The sequence below is a fragment of the Pseudomonas sp. LBUM1674 genome, from assembly GCF_059695635.1.
Window position 1 is genome coordinate 4,797,130 of record NZ_CP166779.1, and the last position, 19,193, is coordinate 4,816,322.

Sequence of the window (19,193 nt, forward strand, 5' to 3'; positions counted from 1 at the left end):
GTCCGTCATGAAGTTCGCCATCGCGCTGTTTTCCGCCGCCCATGCGCCCTCCTCGCGCCGCGCCTTGCTGTTCGCCCAGGCCGCGCTGGCCGGCGGGCATGAGATTGTCCGGCTGTTTTTCTATCAGGACGGCGTTCATAACGCCTCCGGTAGCGTGGTCACCCCACAGGATGAGCTGGATTTGCCCAGTCAATGGCGCACCTTCGTCACCGAGCATCAACTGGACGGCGTCGTCTGTATCGCCGCCGCCCTGCGGCGTGGTGTGTTGAACGCAGAAGAAGCCGGACGTTATCAGCGCGAAGCGGTTGCCGTGGGCGCGCCGTGGGAATTGTCCGGGCTGGGCCAGTTGCATGACGCAGTGCAGGACGCTGACCGCCTGATTTGTTTCGGAGGTGCGTGAAAATGCCCAGATCCTTGCTGATTATCAGCCGTCAGTCCCCATGGTCCGGGCCGGGTGCACGGGAAGCGCTGGACATCGTACTGGCCGGCGGCGCTTTTGATTTGCCTGTCGGCCTGTTGTTCCTCGATGATGGTGTGTTCCAGCTCGCCGCGAAACAGGACGCCAGGGCCCTGCAACAGAAGGACCTGAGCGCCAATCTGCAAGCGCTGCCGATGTTCGGTGTCGAGGACCTGTTTGTCTGTGGCGACAGCGCTGCTGAACGCGGCCTGGACCCGAGCGCTTTGTCGCTCGAAGACATCCAGGTGCTGGCCGCCCATGAAATCACCGCACTTATTGACCGTTACCACCAGGTGATCACCCTCTGATGTCGACTTTGCATGTGTTGTCTCATTCCCCTTTCGGCGACGATCGCCTGACCAGCTGCCTGCGCGTGATTGGCGCCGAGGATGCGCTGCTGCTGTCTGGCGACGCGGCCTATGCCTTGCAACCGGGCACCGCGCCGTTCAATGTGCTGAGTACCCGCAGTCTGAAACTGTTCGTGCTGGCTGAAGATGCCCAGGCTCGCGACCTGCAAACGCCGGACTGGGCCAAGGCCATCGACTACCCGGCCTTTGTCGAACTGTCGATCCACTACGACAAGGTCAACAGTTGGCTATGAATGTCCTGACCGTGGGCGCCCGCGCCATCGAGCTGGACAAGGACGGTTTTCTGGTGGAACTGAGCGACTGGTCACTTGAAGTCGCCAGCGCCCTCGCCACCGCCGAAGACATCGAGCTGAGCCCCGAACACTGGGAAATCCTCGAATTGCTGCGTCATTTCTACACCGAATTCCAGCTGTCCCCCGCCACGCGCCCGCTGATCAAGTACACCGCATTGAAACTCGGCCCGGAAAAAGGCAACAGCCTGCACCTGAACCGACTGTTCAAAGGCACCCCTGCCAAACTCGCCGCGAAACTGGCGGGCCTGCCCAAACCGACGAATTGCTTATGACCGACTTGACCCTCGAAACACCCGCCGAGCACCCGTTCGCCCAGTTCGTGCGCATCCTCGGCAAAGGCAAGCGTGGCGCCCGCGACCTGACTCGCGAAGAAGCCCGCCTGGCCATGGGCATGGTGCTCGACGACAAGGTCGAGGACACCCAGCTCGGCGCTTTCCTGATGTTGCTGCGGCACAAGGAAGAAAGCGCCGAGGAGATGGCGGGGTTCACCGAAGCCTTGCGTGAACGCTTACAGGCACCGGCGTTGAATGTCGATCTGGACTGGCCGACCTATGCCGGCAAGAAACGTCATCTGCCGTGGTACCTGCTGGCGGCCAAGTGCCTGGCGCAGAACGGTGTGCGGATTTTCATGCACGGCGGCGGCGCGCACACGGCGGGACGGCTGTATAGCGAACAGTTGCTCGAAACCTTGCAGATCCCGCTGTGCCGCAACTGGCAGCAGGTCGGCGCGGCACTCGATAATGGCGGCCTGGCTTTCATGCCATTGGTGGATTGGGCTCCGCAGTTGCAACGGATGATCGACCTGCGCAACACCTTGGGTCTGCGTTCACCGATCCATTCCCTGGCACGGATCCTCAACCCATTGGGCGCTCGCTGTGGCCTGCAAAGCATCTTTCATCCCGGCTACCAAGCGGTGCATCGCGATGCCAGCGGTTTGCTCGGCGACACCGCGATCGTGGTGAAAGGCGACGGCGGCGAGATCGAGATCAACCCGGACGCCGACAGTCACCTGTACGGCACCAGCGGTGGCGAGAGTTGGGATGAGGAATGGCCGCAACGGTCAGCCCAGCGCCACGTCAAACCGGCCAGCCTCGAGCCTGAACACTTGAAAGCCGTGTGGCGCGGCGACGTGGTCGACAGCTACCCGCAAATGGCCCTGATTTCGACCATGGCCCTGGCCTTGCGCGGCCTCGGCCAGAGTCGCGAACAAGCTTTCGAAACCGCCCAGCAGTATTGGGATGCGCGGGACAGATCGATTTAACCGATCATAACTGCCCAACCTTTGCGCTTTTAGTTCGAACCTATGCGAATAGACTCCTCTCCAACGCTTATCGGTCGAGGAGTCTTGAAATGGGTTTATTAGTCGAAGGCCGCTGGCACGACCAGTGGTACGAAAGCAGCAAAGACGGCGCGTTCCAGCGTGAACAGGCGCAGCGTCGCAACTGGGTGACCGCCGACGGTAAGCCAGGCCCTAGCGGTGTCGGGGGCTTTGCGGCCGAGGCCGGTCGCTATCATCTCTATGTGTCCCTTGCCTGTCCTTGGGCTCATCGCACGCTGATCCTGCGCAAATTAAAAGGTCTGGAAAGCCTGATCGACGTATCGGTGGTCAGCTGGCTGATGCTGGAAAACGGCTGGACCTTCGACCAGCACCTGGGCTCGACCGGCGACAAGCTCGATCACTTCACGTTCATGCATCAGCGCTACACCGCCGATACCGCCGACTACACCGGCCGCGTCACCGTACCGGTGCTCTGGGACAAACAGCAGAACCGCATCGTCAACAACGAATCGGCGGAGATCATCCGCATGTTCAACAGCGCCTTCGATGATTTGACCGGCAATGATCTGGATTTTTATCCGGCACCGTTGCGCAGCGAGATCGACGCGTTGAACGAGCGGATTTATCCGGCAGTGAACAATGGTGTTTATCGCGCCGGATTCGCCACCTCGCAGAAGGCTTATGAAGAGGCATTCGATGAGTTGTTTGCCGAGCTGGATCGGCTGGAGCAGTTGCTGGACGCCAATCGTTATCTGACCGGTGAGTATTTGACGGAAGCCGATATTCGGCTGTTTACCACGATGATTCGCTTCGACGCGGTGTATTACGGGCACTTCAAGTGCAACCTGCACCGGATTGCCGATTATCCGAATCTGTCGAACTGGCTACGGGAGATTTATCAGTGGCCGGGGGTGGCCGGGACGGTGAGTTTTGAGCATATCAAGCATCACTACTATGGCAGTCACAAGACCATCAATCCGACGGGGATTGTGCCTAAGGGGCCGGCGCAGGATTTCACTGCGGCGCATGATCGGGCGCGGTTGAGTGGGAAAGGGGTTTGGCGCAGGGCCTGAAGATTTGTGCAGGTTTTAGGGCCCCATCGTCGGAACGCCGCCCGGAGCAAGCTCGCTCCCACAGGTTATGTGGTGAAGCTGCAATCTTTTGCATCACATAAATCCCTGTGGGAGCGAGCTTGCTCGCGATGGGGGCGACTCGGTGTTCAGAGTTGCCCCTGAGCCCCTTCAAACCAAGCCAGTTTCTCGCGCAACTGCACCACTTCCCCAACAATCACCAATGTCGGCGCATGCACCTCATGCTCCGCCACCAGCTGTGGAAGGTCGGCCAGGGTGCCGGTAAACACCCGCTGATTGACCGTAGTGCCCTGCTGAATCAACGCCGCCGGGGTATCCGCCGCGCGACCGTGCCTGATCAATTGCTCGCAGATGATCGGCAACCCCACCAATCCCATGTAAAACACCAGGGTTTGCGCCGGCGCGACCAGATCGGCCCACGGCAGATCGGTGGAGCCGTCCTTGAGGTGCCCGGTGACGAACCGCACCGACTGCGCGTAATCGCGGTGGGTCAGCGGGATCCCGGCATAGGCCGCGCAACCGCTGGCCGCCGTGATCCCTGGCACGACCTGGAACGGGATGCCATGGGCCGCCAGTTCTTCGATCTCTTCCCCGCCACGGCCGAAGATAAACGGATCGCCGCCCTTCAGGCGCACCACGCGTTTACCGGCCTTGGCCAGATCCACCAAGCGCTGGTTGATCTGATCCTGAGGCACGGCGTGATCGGCGCGGCGTTTGCCGACGTACACCCGCTCGGCATCGCGACGACACAAATCGAGGATCGCCGGCGCCACCAGGCGGTCATACAGCACCACATCGGCTTGCTGCATCAGGCGCAAGGCGCGGAAGGTCAGCAGGTCGGGATCACCCGGCCCTGCCCCCACCAAATAGACTTCGCCAGTGGCAACAGGTGCCTGGCCATTGATTTTCGCCAGCATCAAGCGCTCGGCTTCGGCCCCCTGCCCGGCCAGTTGCCGATCGGCAATCGGGCCCTGGAACACGTCTTCCCAGAACGCCCGACGCTGCTGCACATCCGGGAACAGGCGTTTGACCTGGCTGCGAAAACGCGCCGCCAGACCGGCAAGTTGCCCGTAGGTGGAAGGAATCCAGGTTTCCAGTTTGGCGCGGATCAACCGTGCCAGCACCGGCGCATCGCCGCCGCTGGAGACCGCGATGATCAGCGGCGAACGATCGACGATCGCCGGGAAGATCACGCTGCACAGGGCTGGCGCATCCACCACGTTGACCGGCACGCAACGCCGATGGGCGTCGGCGGAAACCTGAGCGTTCAGCGATTCGTCATCAGTAGCGGCAATGATCAGCCCGCAACCGTCCAGATCGGCCTCGACGTAACCACGCAACAAGCATTCGCCACCGCTGCCGGCCACCAGTTCGCGCAGTTGCGGTTCGATTTCAGGTGCGACCACCCGCAGCAGCGCACCGGCTTCGGCCAGCAGGCGGGATTTGCGCAAGGCAATCTCCCCCCCGCCGACGACCAACACACGACTGCCGCGAAGGTTATGAAACAGCGGCAGATAGTCCATTTCAGCCGATGACCTCGATGCCACCCATGTACGGTTTCAGCACGTCAGGCACACGGATCGAACCGTCGGCCTGCTGGTAGTTTTCCAGCACCGCCACCAGGGTACGACCGACCGCCAGACCGGAACCGTTGAGGGTGTGAACCAGCTCAGGCTTGCCGGTTTCCGGGTTGCGGAAACGCGCTTGCATCCGACGGGCCTGGAAGTCGCCACAGTTGGAGCACGAGGAAATCTCGCGGTACTTGTCCTGGCTCGGAATCCACACTTCCAGGTCGTAAGTCTTGACCGCGCTGAAGCCCATGTCGCCGGTGCACAGCGCCAGGGTGCGGTACGGCAGCTCGAGCAGTTGCAGGACTTTCTCGGCGTTGGCGGTCAGGCCTTCCAGCGCTTCCATCGAAGTCGACGGCTCAACGATCTGCACCATCTCGACCTTGTCGAACTGGTGCTGGCGAATCATGCCGCGAGTGTCGCGACCCGACGCGCCGGCTTCGCTACGGAAGCACGGGGTGTGCGCAACGAACTTGATCGGCAGCAGTTTCGAATCGACGATTTCGCCAGCGACGATGTTGGTCAGCGACACTTCGGCGGTCGGGATCAGGTACAGATCGGCTTCACCTTCGCGAGCGATCTTGAACAGGTCTTCTTCGAACTTCGGCAGCTGGCCGGTGCCTTGCAGCGCCGGTGCTTGAACCAGGTAAGGCGTGTAGGCCTCTTCGTAACCGTGTTCGCTGGTGTGCAGGTTGATCATGAACTGCGCCAGGGCGCGGTGCAGACGGGCGATCGGGCCGCGCAGCAGGGCGAAACGCGCGCCGGACAGTTTGGCGGCGGTTTCGAAATCCAGCCAGCCGAACTTCTCGCCCAGGGCCACGTGGTCCTGCACCGGGAAGTCAAACACGGCCGGCGTGCCCCAACGGCGCACTTCGACGTTGCCGTCTTCGTCATCACCGATCGGCACCGATTCGTGCGGCAGGTTGGGGATACCGAGCAGGATCGAGTCCAGATCGGTCTGGATCCCGTCCAGCTCGACTTTACCGGCACTCAACTCATTCGCCATGCGCTCGACGTCGGCCATCAGCGGCGCGATGTCTTCGCCGCGCTGCTTGGCCTGACCGATGGACTTGGAACGTGCATTACGCTCAGCCTGCAGTGCTTCGGTGCGGGTCTGGACGGTCTTGCGCTGTTCTTCCAGCGCTTCGATGCGCGCAACATCCAGCTTATAGCCACGGGATGCCAGGCGGTCCGCTACGTCCTGAAGGTTGCTACGTAACAGTTTGGAATCGAGCATGTCGGTTTCTCGTTTATCAAAGTTTGGTCAAGGACAGGCCGGCCCAGGTGGCAAGCAGCCCGCCGAATACGCTGATCGCCGCATAGCCCAGGGCCAGCGGCACTTGCCCGCTTTCCAGCAAGCGCACCGTATCCAGTGAAAAGGATGAAAAAGTCGTCAGCCCCCCGAGGAAGCCGACAATCAGCCCGGCGCGCACTTCGAAAGGCACGTCCGGGCGAATCAAAAACAGACCGTATAGAACGCCGATCAGCAGACAGCCCACGATATTAACGGCCAGCGTCGCGGTATAGAAGTGCCGCGGCCAATTAGCGTTGATCCAATTGCCGGTGGCGAAGCGCAACAGCGTGCCGGCGACGCCACCCACGGAAACCGCAACGATCAATGGGAGCACTATTTTCTCCGCTGCCGGGGGCTGAGTCGGTCCAGTTGCGCCAGGTGATTGAGTTTCTCGCCGATCTTCAGCTCCAGGCCCCGTGGCACCGGCTGATAGAAGGGTTGCGGCTCGAGTTCTTCCGGAAAGTAGTCTTCACCCGCGGCGTAGGCATCCGGTTCATCGTGGGCGTAACGGTATTCGTCGCCATACCCCAGCTGTTTCATCAACTTGGTCGGCGCGTTACGCAGGTGCAGCGGCACTTCCAGCGAACCGTGTTCGGTGGCGCTGCGCAGGGCGGCCTTAAACCCCATGTACACCGCGTTGCTTTTCGGCGCGCAAGCCAGATACGTGATGGCCTGGGCCACGGCCAATTCGCCTTCGGGGCTGCCGAGGCGCTCCTGCACTTCCCACGCGGCCAGGCACAGGCTCAGGGCGCGCGGGTCGGCGTTGCCGATGTCTTCGCTGGCCATGCGCACCACGCGACGCGCCAGGTACAGCGGATCGCAACCGCCGTCGATCATCCGCGCGAACCAATACAACGCACCGTCGGGGTTGGAGCCGCGCACCGATTTATGCAGCGCGGAAATCTGGTCATAGAACGCCTCACCGCCCTTGTCGAAACGGCGACGGGTATCGCCCAACAGGCTTTGCAGCAGATCGACACCGATCTCGCTGTGGTCTTCGGCCAGGTCCGAGGCGTTTTCCAGCAGGTTGAGCAGGCGTCGGCCATCGCCATCGGCCGCAGACAGCAGCATCTGGAAACCTTCATCACTGAGGGTCAGTTGGCGTTTGCCCAGGCCACGCTCTTCGGTCAGCGCGCGATGCACCAGTTTGCGCAGGGCCGTTTCGTCGAGACTTTTGAGCACGTAGACGCGCGCCCGGGACAGCAAGGCGTTGTTGAGTTCGAACGAGGGGTTTTCCGTGGTCGCGCCGATGAAGATCAGCGTGCCGTCTTCGACATACGGCAGGAACGCATCCTGCTGGGACTTGTTGAAGCGATGCACTTCGTCGACGAACAGGATGGTGCGCTTGCCGTACTGCCCGGCCTGCTGCCTGGCGATTTCCACCGCCTGGCGGATTTCCTTGACCCCGGCCAGCACCGCCGAAACCGTCTCGAAGTGCGCATCCGAGACTTCCGCCAGCAGCCGCGCCAGGGTGGTCTTGCCCACACCCGGCGGCCCCCAGAAAATCATCGAGTGCAGGGCACCCTGCTCCAGGGCTTCGCGCAATGGCTTGCCGCGAGCGAGCAGGTGTTCCTGACCGACGTACTCATCCAGATTGGCCGCGCGCAAACGGGCGGCCAGGGGCTGAGCAATCGGGGCACTGCGAAACAGGTCCATCACTACTTATGAAACCTCACTGGGTCCTGATGCCGACGTATTTATCACCACACCCCCTATGGGAGCGGGCTTGCCCGCGATGGCGGCGCGTCAGTCACATCAATGCTGGATGTGCCGACGCTATCGCGGGCAAGCCCGCTCCCACAGGTTCTGTGTTTGTTCTTTATTCCTGGATCACATCGGCACCCTTGGGGATGACGAACTTGAACTTGGACGCCGCAATCGGCTCGTTGGCCTTCACCCCGGTGAACAGGATATTGGTGCGCTGGCCGACACTGTCGATCAGTTGCATATCATTGACCAGACCATTGCGGAACGACAGACGCAGGCTGTCGAACAGCGTGTCCTTGGTTTTCGGTTTCAGGGTGAAGTCGATCACGCCGCCGGCTTCCTTGGCGCTGATATCGAAGCTCTGGCTGATCTTGGACACATCACCGGACAGCAGCAACGCCGGCGTCTGGGTCAGGCGCAGGTCGAGGGTCTTGATGGTGACCTGTTCCAGGTCCGGGTCCCACAGCGTTACCTTTTTGCCGTCGGAGACCATGGTCTGCTCGGCCGGCGCATCGGTGTGCCAGTAGAACAGGCCCGGGCGCTGCAACGACATTTCACCGGCCGTTTCCTGCAACTGGGTGCCGCCGCCGTCGAGGGTCAGCTGGGAGAAACGTGCGGTCAGGGTCTGGGATTTTTCCAGCAGTTGGGTCAGGCGCGCCACGTCCTTGTCATCGGCGTGGGCCGAGAGCGTGGTCAAAGCCAGAACCGGCAGCAATAGCATGCGGATAAGACGCATGGGAGTCCTCATAACATTCGTGGGGGGTGCGGGGCGCATTTCTGCGCCAACGCTTTTCAATTCAAGGCCTGTTCAAATCAGTCGCGTACCGGGCCAGGCGCCAGGACTTCACGGGAACCGTTGGTGTTCATCGACGTCACGACCCCGGCCATTTCCATGGCTTCGATCATGCGCGCGGCGCGGTTGTAGCCGATTTTCAGCTTGCGCTGAACCGCGGAGATGGAGGCGCGACGGCTTTCCAGGACGAATTGCACGGCTTCGTCATAGAGCGCATCGGTTTCGGGATCATCGTCGCCACCGCCGCTGCCGCCGTCGAAACCGCTACCCGGCTCTTCGACACCGGCGAGGATCTCGTCGTTGTATTCCGGCGCGCCGCGCAGTTTCCAGGCTTCAACCACCCGGTGAACCTCGTCATCGGAGACGAAGGCACCGTGGACACGGATCGGCAGGCTGGTGCCCGGCGGCATGTACAGCATGTCACCGTGACCCAGCAACTGCTCGGCACCGCCCTGGTCGATGATGGTTCGCGAGTCGATCTTGCTCGATACCTGGAACGCCATGCGCGTCGGGATGTTCGCCTTGATCAGGCCGGTGATCACGTCGACCGACGGACGCTGGGTCGCGAGGATCAAGTGGATACCGGCCGCTCGGGCTTTCTGGGCGATACGGGCGATCAGTTCTTCAACCTTCTTGCCGACGATCATCATCATGTCGGCGAACTCGTCGACGACCACCACAATGGTCGGCAGCTTGGTCAGCAGCGGCGCTTCGTCATGAATGCTTTCGCGCTTGTACAACGGATCGGTCAGCGGCTCGCCGGCGTCCTGGGCTTCCTTGACCTTGGCATTGAAGCCCGACAGGTTACGCACGCCCATCTTCGCCATCAGTTTGTAGCGACGCTCCATCTCCGCCACGCTCCAGCGCAGGGCGTTGGCCGCGTCTTTCATGTCGGTCACGACCGGGCACAGCAGGTGCGGAATGCCTTCGTAGATCGACAGTTCGAGCATTTTCGGGTCGATCATGATCAGTTTGGCGTCTTCCGGTCCGGACTTGAACAGGATCGACAGGATCATCGCGTTCACACCCACCGATTTACCGGAACCTGTGGTACCGGCCACCAGCAAGTGCGGCATTTTCGCCAGGTCGGTGATGACCGGCTTGCCGCCGATATCATGACCCAGGGCCAGGGTGACCGGCGACTTGAAGTTATCGTACTCGGGGGTCGACAGCACTTCGGAGAACCGCACGATCTGCCGGTCTTCGTTCGGAATCTCGATACCGACCGTGGTCTTGCCCGGGATCACTTCCACCACGCGTACGCTGGTCACGGCCAGGGAACGGGCCAGGTCTTTCGCCAGGTTGGAGATGCGGCTGACCTTGACGCCTGCCGCGGGCTGGATTTCGTAACGGGTAATCACCGGGCCCGGGTGAATCGAATCCACCGAGACTTCGACGCCGAATTCCTTGAGCTTGATTTCCAGCAAGTGGCCCACCGCGGCCAGGGATTCAGGCGAGTAATTGAGTTGTTTCTTTTCCGCGGGGTCGAGAATCGAGATCGGCGGCAACGTGCCTTCGACGGCGCTGTCGACGAACAGCGGTGCCTGCTTCTCTTTTTCCACGCGCTTGCTGGGGGCCGCGGGTTTCGGCGGCGCTGGCGCGATCACTGGCGGTACCTGCTTTTCGCGGTCCGACATGTGTTTGCTCAAGGCTTGCTCGCGCTCGATCAGGCGCTCCTTGACCTTGGCCTGCTCGCGCTTGTCGGTGACGCTCGGCGCCACCACGTCATGCACGCGGTCGTCGACTTCACGCAATTGCGCCACCAGCTGCTTGCGCTCGACACGGGCCGCCCACCAGCGATTGGCCGCGCCCTGGAACAGCTCGAACAGGTCGAGCGTGATCTTGCCGGTGACGTCCATCACCTTGAACCACGACAGGTCGGTGAACACCGTCAGGCCGAACAGGAACAGCGCGATGAACAACAATGTGCTGCCCTGGATGTTCAACGCATTCCTGGCTACGTCACCGAGGCTTTCACCCAACGCGCCGCCAGCGCCGGCCGGCAGACCGGTCGCCGCGTGGAAATGGATATGGGCCAGGGCCGCGCCGGACAAGACCAGGAACACCAGGCCGATCAGGCGCCAGGAGAACAGCCAGCCGCTCCATTCCCAGGGTTCGTGGCGCTGACGGAAGATCTGCCAGGCCTTGACCGCCAGCAGCAACGGGAAGATGTAGGCGAAGTAACCCAGCACCATGAACAGGATGTCGGCGCTGTAGGAGCCGGCCGGGCCGCCGAAGTTCTGCACGTCGTCGATCTTGCTGTTGTGGCTCCAGCCCGGATCGTCCTTGCCATAGGTCAGCAAGGCCATCATCAGGAACAGGCACAAGGCACCGACGGCGATCAACGCACCTTCCTTGAGTCGGTAGTGCAATTGCTGGCGCCAGAGCGGAACGACGGCTGGTTTAGGTGCTGCGGTGGATTTCTTCAAAACGCTTCTTTTCCTGCGCCCATGGCGCGTCCATCTGTTGAATGACTATAAAAAACTGCCCAACCCAGGCAGGTAAAAAAGTTAACAGGCGCAACTGGGACTACTTTTAACACTGCACCCCGGTTTTTATAAACACGGCTCGCAATGCTTATTTTGTTACAAGCACGCTGACAGCAGGCATTGTACGGGTTTGTTCGTCCGATGCCATGCTTGCAATCCCGGGTGTAGCATAGTCAACGGGACTTGCATGCGGTTCAATTTGAGCATGCATTCTCTTTCGTGACAAAGGCTTATGAGGTGTTTTTATGAGCGAAGCGAAGCATTCCCGCCTGATCATTCTGGGTTCCGGCCCTGCCGGTTACAGCGCGGCCGTTTATGCCGCCCGCGCCAACCTCAAACCCGTTGTCATTACCGGCATACAGGCAGGTGGCCAGCTCACCACCACCGTCGAAGTCGACAACTGGCCCGGCGATGTCGAAGGCCTCACCGGCCCGGTGCTGATGGAGCGCATGCAAAAACACGCCGAACGCTTTGACACAGAGATTGTTTACGACCACATCCACACGGCCAAGTTGCAACAGCGCCCGTTCGAGCTCATCGGCGACAGCGGTACGTACACCTGCGACGCACTGATTATCGCCACCGGCGCCTCGGCGCAATACCTCGGGCTGCCCTCGGAAGAAGCCTTTGCCGGCAAAGGGGTTTCGGCCTGCGCGACGTGCGACGGCTTTTTTTACCGCAAACAGGTGGTCGCGGTGATCGGCGGCGGCAACACAGCGGTCGAGGAAGCCCTGTACTTGTCGAACATCGCCAGTGAAGTCCATCTGATTCACCGGCGCGACAAGTTGCGCGCCGAGAAGATTCTGCAGGACAAACTCTTTGAAAAAGCCGCCAATGGCAATATTCGCCTGCACTGGAACCAGCATCTGGATGAAGTGCTGGGCGATGCCAGCGGCGTGACCGGCGCCCGCCTGCGGGACAGCCACAGCGGCGAAACCCGCGAATTGCCGCTGACCGGGGTCTTCATCGCCATCGGCCACAAACCCAACACCGACCTGTTCCAGGGCCAACTGGAAATGCGTGACGGCTATTTGCTGGTCAAGGGTGGCAGCGAAGGCGATGCCACCGCCACCGCGATCGCCGGCGTATTTGCTGCCGGCGACGTGGCCGATCACGTTTATCGCCAGGCCGTCACGTCCGCCGGGGCCGGCTGCATGGCCGCACTGGACGCAGAGAAATACCTCGACGACATTCCCACCGTTTGACGGCACACTTCCGGCGGGCCTGACAGCCCGCTACTGCCCTCCCCTCCTGCAAAGCCCGGATGCCATGCTGACTTGGTTACAACGCAACACCCTGACCTTCCCGCCGCTGGAAAAGGCCATGCGCGACCCCAACGGGCTGCTGGCGGCGGGCGGCGACCTGTCCGCCGATCGGCTGATCAAGGCCTATCGCCATGGCTGTTTTCCGTGGTTCTCGGAAGGCCAGCCGATCCTCTGGTGGTCGCCGGACCCACGCACGGTGTTATTTCCCGACGAACTGCATGTCTCGCGCAGCCTGAACAAGTTGCTGCGCCAACAACGCTACCAAGTGACCTTCGATCAGGATTTTGCCGCGGTCATCCGCGCCTGCGCCGCGCCGCGGGAATACGCCGACGGCACCTGGATCACCGAAGCCATGCAGGATGCCTACCTCGAGCTGCACAAGCGGGGTTACGCGCATTCGGTGGAAGTCCGGGACCAGGGCGAACTGGTCGGCGGGCTGTATGGCCTGGCCATGGGGCAGCTGTTTTTCGGCGAGTCGATGTTCAGCCGCGCCGACAATGCCTCCAAATATGGCTTTGCCACGCTGGTGCGACATCTGGAAGACTCAGGCTTTGTGCTGATCGACTGCCAGATGCCGACCGACCATCTGCACAGCCTCGGCGCCCGGGCGATTCCCCGCCGCGAGTTCGCCGGCTACCTGGCGCGGCACCTGGACCAACCCAGCCGCGCCACCTGGGTTTGCTGAGCGACTTTGGCCCGCGTGACTTACACTTATTCAAAAGCGCTTACACTTATCCAAAAGCTTATCGAGGGTTGATCATGACCGAGTTGGCGCGCTTGAAGTTTTATGCCACTCAGCCCCACTCTTGCAGTTATCTGCCCGAGGAGCAGGCCACGACCTTGTTCCTCGACCCTAGCCAGCCCATGGATGTGCATGTCTACGCAGACCTGTCGGAAATGGGTTTTCGTCGCAGCGGCGATCATCTGTACCGGCCCCATTGCCAGAATTGCAATGCGTGCGTACCGGCGCGTATTCCTGTGGCGCAGTTTTCACCCAACCGTCAACAGAAGCGCATCTTCAAGCGCAACGCCGATGTGCAAGTCCGTCCGGCCAGACCCAAGTTCAGCGAGGAGTACTTCGACCTCTATCAACGCTATATCGAGCAGCGTCATGCCGATGGCGACATGTACCCGCCGAGCCGCGATCAGTTTTCGACCTTCCTGGTACGGGACCTGCCGTTTTCCCGGTTCTATGAATTCCGTCTCGAAGGCCGGTTGCTGGCAGTGGCTGTCACCGACTTGCTGCCCAACGGTCTGTCGGCGGTCTACACCTTCTACGAGCCCGATGAAGAGCGCCGCAGCCTGGGGCGTTACGCGATCCTCTGGCAGATTACCGAGGCCCGGCGACTGGGCCTGGAAGCGGTCTACCTCGGCTACTGGATCAAGAACTGCAAAAAAATGAGCTACAAGACTCAATATCGCCCTATCGAACTGCTGATTAATCAGCGCTGGGTCATCCTGAACTAGAGCAAGCCCTAAACCCCTTGGCTTAAACCCCATTTTTCGGGCACAATGCACGCCGCTTTTGCCTGGCGCAGTTGCACCGGGCCATTCATTGGACACCGAGGGCTTTACTGCATGTCGAAAGAAGACAGCTTCGAAATGGAAGGCACTGTCGTCGACACCCTGCCCAACACCATGTTTCGCGTGGAGTTGGAAAATGGGCACGTCGTAACCGCGCATATCTCCGGCAAGATGCGCAAGAACTACATTCGTATTCTTACCGGTGACAAAGTGCGCGTCGAGCTGACGCCCTATGACTTGAGCAAAGGGCGCATCACTTACCGCGCTCGCTAATCAAGTCAATACAAGACGCCCGGCTTATGCCGGGCGTTTTTGTTTGCCTGCGATTTACCCCTTCACTTTTGAACACCTGCACAAAACCCCTGTGGGAGCGAGCTTGCTCGCGATAGCGGCGGATCAGTCGACATCAATGTTGAATGACATGCCGTCATCGCGAGCAAGCTCGCTCCCACAGGGTTACGTGTTGATTCTCAAAATTCAGCAGACAGCAAAAAGGCGCCTTTCGGCGCCTTTTGCTGTGTAGCGGTTAACGTCAGGCCATCTCAGCCGTGGTCTCGAACTCGAAGGTCAACTCGCCGTCCTTGAGATCGATGTGCACCACGCCACCATGGTCGGCCAGTTCGCCAAAGAGTATCTCTTCCGCCAGCGGACGCTTGATCTTGTCCTGGATCAAACGCGCCATGGGTCGAGCGCCCATTGCCGAATCGTAGCCACCGGCTGCCAGCCAGCTGCGCGCGGCGTCCGTCACTTCCAGCTGCACACGCTTGTCTTCCAACTGCGCCTGAAGCTCGGTAAGGAACTTGTCCACCACGCTCTTGATGACCTCATGACTGAGGCGACCAAATTGGATAATGGTGTCCAGACGGTTGCGGAATTCCGGCGTGAAGCTCTTCTTGATCACTTCCATCGCATCGGACGAATGGTCCTGATGGGTGAAACCGATCGAAGCACGGGCTGCGGTTTCGGCACCGGCGTTGGTCGTCATGATGACGATCACGTTACGGAAGTCCGCCTTGCGCCCGTTGTTATCGGTCAGCGTACCGTGGTCCATGACCTGCAACAGCAGGTTGAAGACTTCCGGATGCGCCTTCTCGATTTCATCGAGCAACAGCACGCAGTGAGGCTGCTTGGTGATGGCTTCGGTCAACAGGCCGCCCTGATCGAACCCGACATAGCCTGGAGGCGCACCGATCAGACGCGATACGGTGTGGCGCTCCATGTACTCGGACATGTCGAAACGAACCAGTTCGATGCCCAACGCCTTGGCCAACTGACGCGCCGCTTCGGTCTTGCCGACCCCGGTAGGCCCTGCGAACAGGAACGAACCGACAGGCTTGTCAGGCGACTTGAGGCCGGCACGGGACAGTTTGATCGCGGTCGACAGCGAGTCGATCGCGGCATCCTGGCCAAATACCGTCAGTTTCAAGTCACGTTCAAGGTTACGCAGCAGTTCCTTGTCGGAGCTGGTGACGTGTTTAGGCGGAATCCGCGCGATTTTCGCGACGATGTCCTCGACCTGAGGCACTTCGATGCGTTTTACGCGCTTCTCGATTGGCTGCAGACGCTGATAGGCGCCCGCCTCGTCGATGACGTCGATGGCCTTGTCCGGCATGTGCCGGTCATTGATGTAGCGCGACGCCAGCTCAGCCGCCGCACGCAACGCTTCATCGCTGTATTCGATGTTGTGATGCGCTTCGAAACGCCCTTTCAGGCCGCGCAGGATACCGATGGTGTCTTCCACCGACGGCTCCGACACATCGACCTTCTGGAAGCGCCGGGCCAAGGCACGGTCCTTCTCGAAGATCCCGCGGAATTCCTGGAACGTGGTCGAACCGATGCAACGGATATCACCGGACGACAGCAGCGGCTTGAGCAGGTTCGAAGCGTCCATGACGCCACCGGACGCGGCACCCGCACCGATGATGGTGTGGATTTCGTCGATGAACAGGATCGCCTGCGGACGTTTTTTCAGCTCATTGAGCAATGCCTTGAAGCGCTTCTCGAAATCGCCGCGGTATTTGGTCCCGGCCAGCAGCGCCCCCAGGTCGAGGGAATACACCACGCTGTTGGCCAGCAGGTCCGGCACCTGGTTGTCGACAATGCGCTTGGCCAGGCCTTCGGCAATCGCGGTTTTACCCACGCCTGCCTCGCCCACCAGCAGCGGATTGTTCTTGCGACGACGCGCCAGGATCTGCGCGACACGCTCGACTTCCAGCTCACGGCCTACCAACGGGTCGATACGACCCTGGCGCGCGAGTTCGTTGAGGTTGCTGGCATAAGCATCCAGGGGATTGCCTGAAGAGGAAGACTCACCGCCCTCGTCGTCCTGCATATCTTGCTCACCTTCAGAGTGATCGCCGTGCCCCGGCACTTTGGAAATGCCATGGGCGATGTAGTTGACGACATCGATGCGCGCGACGCTCTGCTGTTTCAGCAGGAACACCGCCTGACTCTCTTGTTCGCTGAAGATTGCAACCAGCACGTTGGCGCCAGTCACTTCGCGTTTGCCCGAGCTCTGTACGTGAAAGACAGCACGCTGCAGGACACGCTGGAAGCCCAGGGTTGGCTGGGTTTCACGATCCTCGTCATGGACGGGAATCAATGGCGTGGTGGAGTCGATGAACTCCTGCAGGTCATGCTTGAGTTTGTCGAGGTTTGCGCCGCAGGCACGCAAAACGGTGGCGGCAGCCTCATTATCCAATAGGGCCAGCAGGAGGTGTTCGACGGTCATGAACTCATGACGCTTCGATCGGGCCTCCTTGAAGGCAAGATTGAGGGTGACTTCGAGCTCGCGGTTTAACATAGCTTCACCTCATACCCAAGTGGTCGGCGATTAACCGTCCTTCTCGATTTCACAGAGTAGCGGATGCTGGCTTTCCCTGGCGTACTGGTTGACCTGCATGGCCTTCGTCTCGGCGATGTCGCGGGTAAACACTCCACATACTGCCCGTCCTTCTGTGTGGACGGCCAGCATGACCTTGGTCGCCAGCTCGCGATTCAGGTTAAAAAACACCTCGAGCACTTCGACGACGAAATCCATCGGTGTGTAGTCATCGTTGAACAAAACCACCTTATACATCGGTGGTGCCTGTAACGCAGGCTTTGCTTCCTGAACAGCAATGCCTGCTGAATCGTCGTCGTGTTCCTCCGGGCGATCTTTTTGGAGAGTCGGACGATCCTGATTGAATGTTAGTCGAATCTGGCTGATTGCATGCATGGAAAGAAAGGTTCGTCAGTGTGCGAATACAGTGGTGGGGGCGGCCATCGTCGATTTCAACTCCGACTGCCTGGTCACCTTGACTATCGGCAAAACGGTGTTACAACCAATAGAGCCCACAGTGGGTAAAAAAGGTCCGCGGAGTCAACCTTATTTCTAAGAAATGACTGCGGATGTACTGGATGATACTCCAGTGATGGAGTCTGTTGCAGAGGGATATGAGTATGGCGGTCGGCAAGGTGAAATGGTTCAACAACGCCAAGGGGTATGGCTTTATCAACGAGGACGGCAAGGATGAAGATCTGTTTGCCCACTACTCGGCGATCAAAATGGACGGTTATAAAACCCTTAAAGCCGGGCAACCCGTGACCTTCAACATCATCCAGGGCCCGAAGGGGTTGCATGCCGTCGATATCGCCGCCGCCGAGGCTGCGGTAGAACAGACGCTGCCCGCCTCGCAAAACGAAACGGTATCGAGCTGACGCAACCAAACATCCCGTCATAAAAAAACCGCCCGACTCAATCACTGGAGCCGGGCGGTTTTTGTTACAACCGAAATCGCTTACATATGCGAAATCAGCGCATCACCAAACGCCGAAGAAGACAGCAATTTCGCGCCCTCCATCAGACGTTCAAAGTCATAGGTCACGGTCTTGGCGGAGATCGCGCCGTTGGTGCCCTTGATGATCAGGTCGGCCGCCTCGGTCCAGCCCATGTGACGCAGCATCATCTCTGCGGACAGGATCAGCGAACCCGGGTTGACCTGGTCCTTGCCGGCGTATTTCGGCGCAGTACCGTGGGTCGCTTCGAACATCGCGATGGTGTCGGACAGGTTGGCACCCGGCGCGATACCGATACCGCCCACTTCGGCCGCCAGGGCGTCGGAGAGGTAGTCGCCATTGAGGTTCAGGGTCGCGATCACATCGTATTCGGCCGGGCGCAGCAGGATCTGCTGGAGCATGGCGTCGGCGATGGCATCCTTGACGATGACGTTCTTGCCGGTTTTCGGGTTCTTGAACTGCATCCACGGACCGCCATCGAGCAGGGTCGCGCCGAATTCTTCAGCCGCCACTTCGTAGGCCCATTCCTTGAAGGCACCTTCGGTGAACTTCATGATGTTGCCTTTGTGCACGATGGTCAGCGAGTCGCGGTCGTTGTCGACCACATACTGCAGGGCCTTGCGCGCCAGACGCTTGGTGCCTTCCAGGGACACCGGCTTGACGCCGATACCGCAGTTTTCGTCGAAACGGATCTTGGTGACGCCCATTTCTTCTTTCAGGAACTTGATGACCTTGGTCGCCTCCGGCGAACCGGCCTTCCATTCGATACCGGCATAAATGTCTTCCGAGTTTTCGCGGAAGATCGTCATGTCGACGTCGCCAGGTTTCTTGACCGGGCTAGGCACGCCTTCGAACCAGCGCACCGGACGCAGGCAGACATACAGGTCGAGTTGCTGACGCAGGGCCACGTTCAGGGAACGGATGCCGCCGCCGACCGGGGTGGTCAGAGGGCCCTTGATGGAAACCACGTAATCCTTGACCGCGTCCAGGGTTTCCTGGGGTAGCCAGGTGTCCTGATCGTAAACCTGAGTCGCTTTCTCCCCGGCGTAGACTTCCATCCAGGAAATTTTGCGCTCGCTGCCGTAAGCCTTCTTAACAGCAGCGTCGACAACCTTGATCATGACCGGGCTGATATCAACGCCAATACCATCGCCTTCGATGAAGGGGATGATCGGGTTGTTAGGAACATTGAGAGAATGGTCCGCGTTGACGGTGATTTTGTCGCCGACGGCTGGAACCTGAATCTTCTTGTATCCCATGCTGAACTCCATTGTTTGGATTGAACATC

20 protein-coding genes are annotated in these 19,193 nt (G+C 60.1%); 11 read left to right on the forward strand and 9 right to left on the reverse strand.

Annotated features, from left to right (window positions below):
* The first annotated feature begins 7 nt into the window (after positions 1 to 7).
* From tusD to ACA067_RS22150, 6 genes are all read left to right on the forward strand, one after another.
* A complete protein-coding gene (gene tusD / locus ACA067_RS22125) occupies positions 8 to 400 on the forward strand; it encodes a sulfurtransferase complex subunit TusD (protein ID WP_497462832.1) in 393 nt (130 codons plus the stop codon).
* A gap of 2 nt (positions 401 to 402) precedes the next feature.
* Positions 403 to 765 carry a sulfurtransferase complex subunit TusC gene (tusC, locus tag ACA067_RS22130; RefSeq protein ID WP_497458498.1) on the forward strand — a complete coding sequence of 121 codons (363 nt, stop codon included), beginning with the start codon at positions 403 to 405 and terminating at the stop codon, positions 763 to 765.
* Entirely contained in the window at positions 765 to 1,058 is a 294-nt protein-coding gene (gene tusB, locus ACA067_RS22135; protein ID WP_497458499.1) for a sulfurtransferase complex subunit TusB, read from the forward strand. The genes tusC and tusB overlap by 1 nt, the downstream gene beginning before the upstream one ends.
* Positions 1,055 to 1,390, forward strand: a complete 336-nt coding sequence (locus ACA067_RS22140; RefSeq protein WP_497458500.1) for a TusE/DsrC/DsvC family sulfur relay protein — start codon at positions 1,055 to 1,057, stop codon at positions 1,388 to 1,390. The genes tusB and ACA067_RS22140 overlap by 4 nt, the downstream gene beginning before the upstream one ends.
* Complete coding sequence (locus ACA067_RS22145; RefSeq protein ID WP_497458501.1) at positions 1,387 to 2,379, forward strand: glycosyl transferase family protein; 993 nt, start codon at positions 1,387 to 1,389, stop codon at positions 2,377 to 2,379. The genes ACA067_RS22140 and ACA067_RS22145 overlap by 4 nt, the downstream gene beginning before the upstream one ends.
* A gap of 89 nt (positions 2,380 to 2,468) precedes the next feature.
* On the forward strand, positions 2,469 to 3,470 hold the full coding sequence (locus ACA067_RS22150; protein WP_497458502.1) for a glutathione S-transferase family protein: 1,002 nt from the start codon (positions 2,469 to 2,471) through the stop codon (positions 3,468 to 3,470).
* Between the two features lie 146 nt (positions 3,471 to 3,616).
* Here the strand turns inward: ACA067_RS22150 and cysG are convergent, their stop codons facing one another.
* From cysG to ftsK, 6 genes are all read right to left on the reverse strand, one after another.
* The gene (cysG, locus tag ACA067_RS22155; RefSeq protein WP_497458503.1) at positions 3,617 to 5,011 is read right to left on the reverse strand and encodes a siroheme synthase CysG; all 1,395 of its coding nucleotides are present in this window, start codon (positions 5,009 to 5,011) and stop codon (positions 3,617 to 3,619) included.
* A gap of 1 nt (position 5,012) precedes the next feature.
* Positions 5,013 to 6,293 carry a serine--tRNA ligase gene (gene serS, locus ACA067_RS22160; protein WP_497458504.1) on the reverse strand — a complete coding sequence of 427 codons (1,281 nt, stop codon included), beginning with the start codon at positions 6,291 to 6,293 and terminating at the stop codon, positions 5,013 to 5,015.
* A 16-nt stretch (positions 6,294 to 6,309) separates the two neighbouring features.
* A complete protein-coding gene (crcB, locus tag ACA067_RS22165) occupies positions 6,310 to 6,684 on the reverse strand; it encodes a fluoride efflux transporter CrcB (protein WP_497458505.1) in 375 nt (124 codons plus the stop codon).
* Positions 6,684 to 8,006 (reverse strand): replication-associated recombination protein A, encoded by a 1,323-nt coding sequence (locus ACA067_RS22170; RefSeq protein ID WP_497458506.1) that lies wholly within the window; start codon positions 8,004 to 8,006, stop codon positions 6,684 to 6,686. The genes crcB and ACA067_RS22170 overlap by 1 nt, the downstream gene beginning before the upstream one ends.
* 163 nt (positions 8,007 to 8,169) lie before the next feature.
* Positions 8,170 to 8,793 carry an outer membrane lipoprotein periplasmic chaperone LolA gene (gene lolA / locus ACA067_RS22175; protein ID WP_128871298.1) on the reverse strand — a complete coding sequence of 208 codons (624 nt, stop codon included), beginning with the start codon at positions 8,791 to 8,793 and terminating at the stop codon, positions 8,170 to 8,172.
* Positions 8,794 to 8,870: 77 nt separating this feature from the next.
* Positions 8,871 to 11,279 (reverse strand): DNA translocase FtsK, encoded by a 2,409-nt coding sequence (gene ftsK / locus ACA067_RS22180; RefSeq protein WP_497458507.1) that lies wholly within the window; start codon positions 11,277 to 11,279, stop codon positions 8,871 to 8,873.
* Positions 11,280 to 11,584: 305 nt separating this feature from the next.
* On the opposite strand from ftsK, the gene trxB reads away from it, so the two are divergent.
* The 4 genes from trxB (at position 11,585) to infA (ending at position 14,401) form a co-directional block, all read left to right on the forward strand.
* Positions 11,585 to 12,544, forward strand: a complete 960-nt coding sequence (gene trxB / locus ACA067_RS22185) for a thioredoxin-disulfide reductase (protein ID WP_497458508.1) — start codon at positions 11,585 to 11,587, stop codon at positions 12,542 to 12,544.
* A 64-nt stretch (positions 12,545 to 12,608) separates the two neighbouring features.
* Complete coding sequence (gene aat / locus ACA067_RS22190; protein WP_497458509.1) at positions 12,609 to 13,289, forward strand: leucyl/phenylalanyl-tRNA--protein transferase; 681 nt, start codon at positions 12,609 to 12,611, stop codon at positions 13,287 to 13,289.
* Positions 13,290 to 13,363: 74 nt separating this feature from the next.
* Positions 13,364 to 14,071 carry an arginyltransferase gene (locus ACA067_RS22195; RefSeq protein WP_497458510.1) on the forward strand — a complete coding sequence of 236 codons (708 nt, stop codon included), beginning with the start codon at positions 13,364 to 13,366 and terminating at the stop codon, positions 14,069 to 14,071.
* Between the two features lie 111 nt (positions 14,072 to 14,182).
* Positions 14,183 to 14,401, forward strand: a complete 219-nt coding sequence (gene infA, locus ACA067_RS22200) for a translation initiation factor IF-1 (RefSeq protein ID WP_002553999.1) — start codon at positions 14,183 to 14,185, stop codon at positions 14,399 to 14,401.
* Between the two features lie 259 nt (positions 14,402 to 14,660).
* On the opposite strand, the gene clpA is transcribed toward infA, so the two are convergent.
* Together clpA and clpS are read right to left on the reverse strand one after the other, a co-directional pair.
* The gene (gene clpA, locus ACA067_RS22205; protein WP_007946437.1) at positions 14,661 to 16,931 is read right to left on the reverse strand and encodes an ATP-dependent Clp protease ATP-binding subunit ClpA; all 2,271 of its coding nucleotides are present in this window, start codon (positions 16,929 to 16,931) and stop codon (positions 14,661 to 14,663) included.
* A 30-nt stretch (positions 16,932 to 16,961) separates the two neighbouring features.
* Positions 16,962 to 17,345, reverse strand: a complete 384-nt coding sequence (gene clpS, locus ACA067_RS22210) for an ATP-dependent Clp protease adapter ClpS (protein WP_020799529.1) — start codon at positions 17,343 to 17,345, stop codon at positions 16,962 to 16,964.
* 224 nt (positions 17,346 to 17,569) lie between these two features.
* Here clpS and cspD point away from each other — a divergent pair, with 224 nt between their 5' ends.
* Positions 17,570 to 17,827 (forward strand): cold shock domain-containing protein CspD, encoded by a 258-nt coding sequence (cspD, locus tag ACA067_RS22215; RefSeq protein WP_497458511.1) that lies wholly within the window; start codon positions 17,570 to 17,572, stop codon positions 17,825 to 17,827.
* Positions 17,828 to 17,907: 80 nt separating this feature from the next.
* Here cspD and icd read toward each other — a convergent pair whose 3' ends face one another.
* A complete protein-coding gene (gene icd / locus ACA067_RS22220; RefSeq protein ID WP_497458512.1) occupies positions 17,908 to 19,164 on the reverse strand; it encodes an NADP-dependent isocitrate dehydrogenase in 1,257 nt (418 codons plus the stop codon).
* Positions 19,165 to 19,193: the final 29 nt, after the last annotated feature.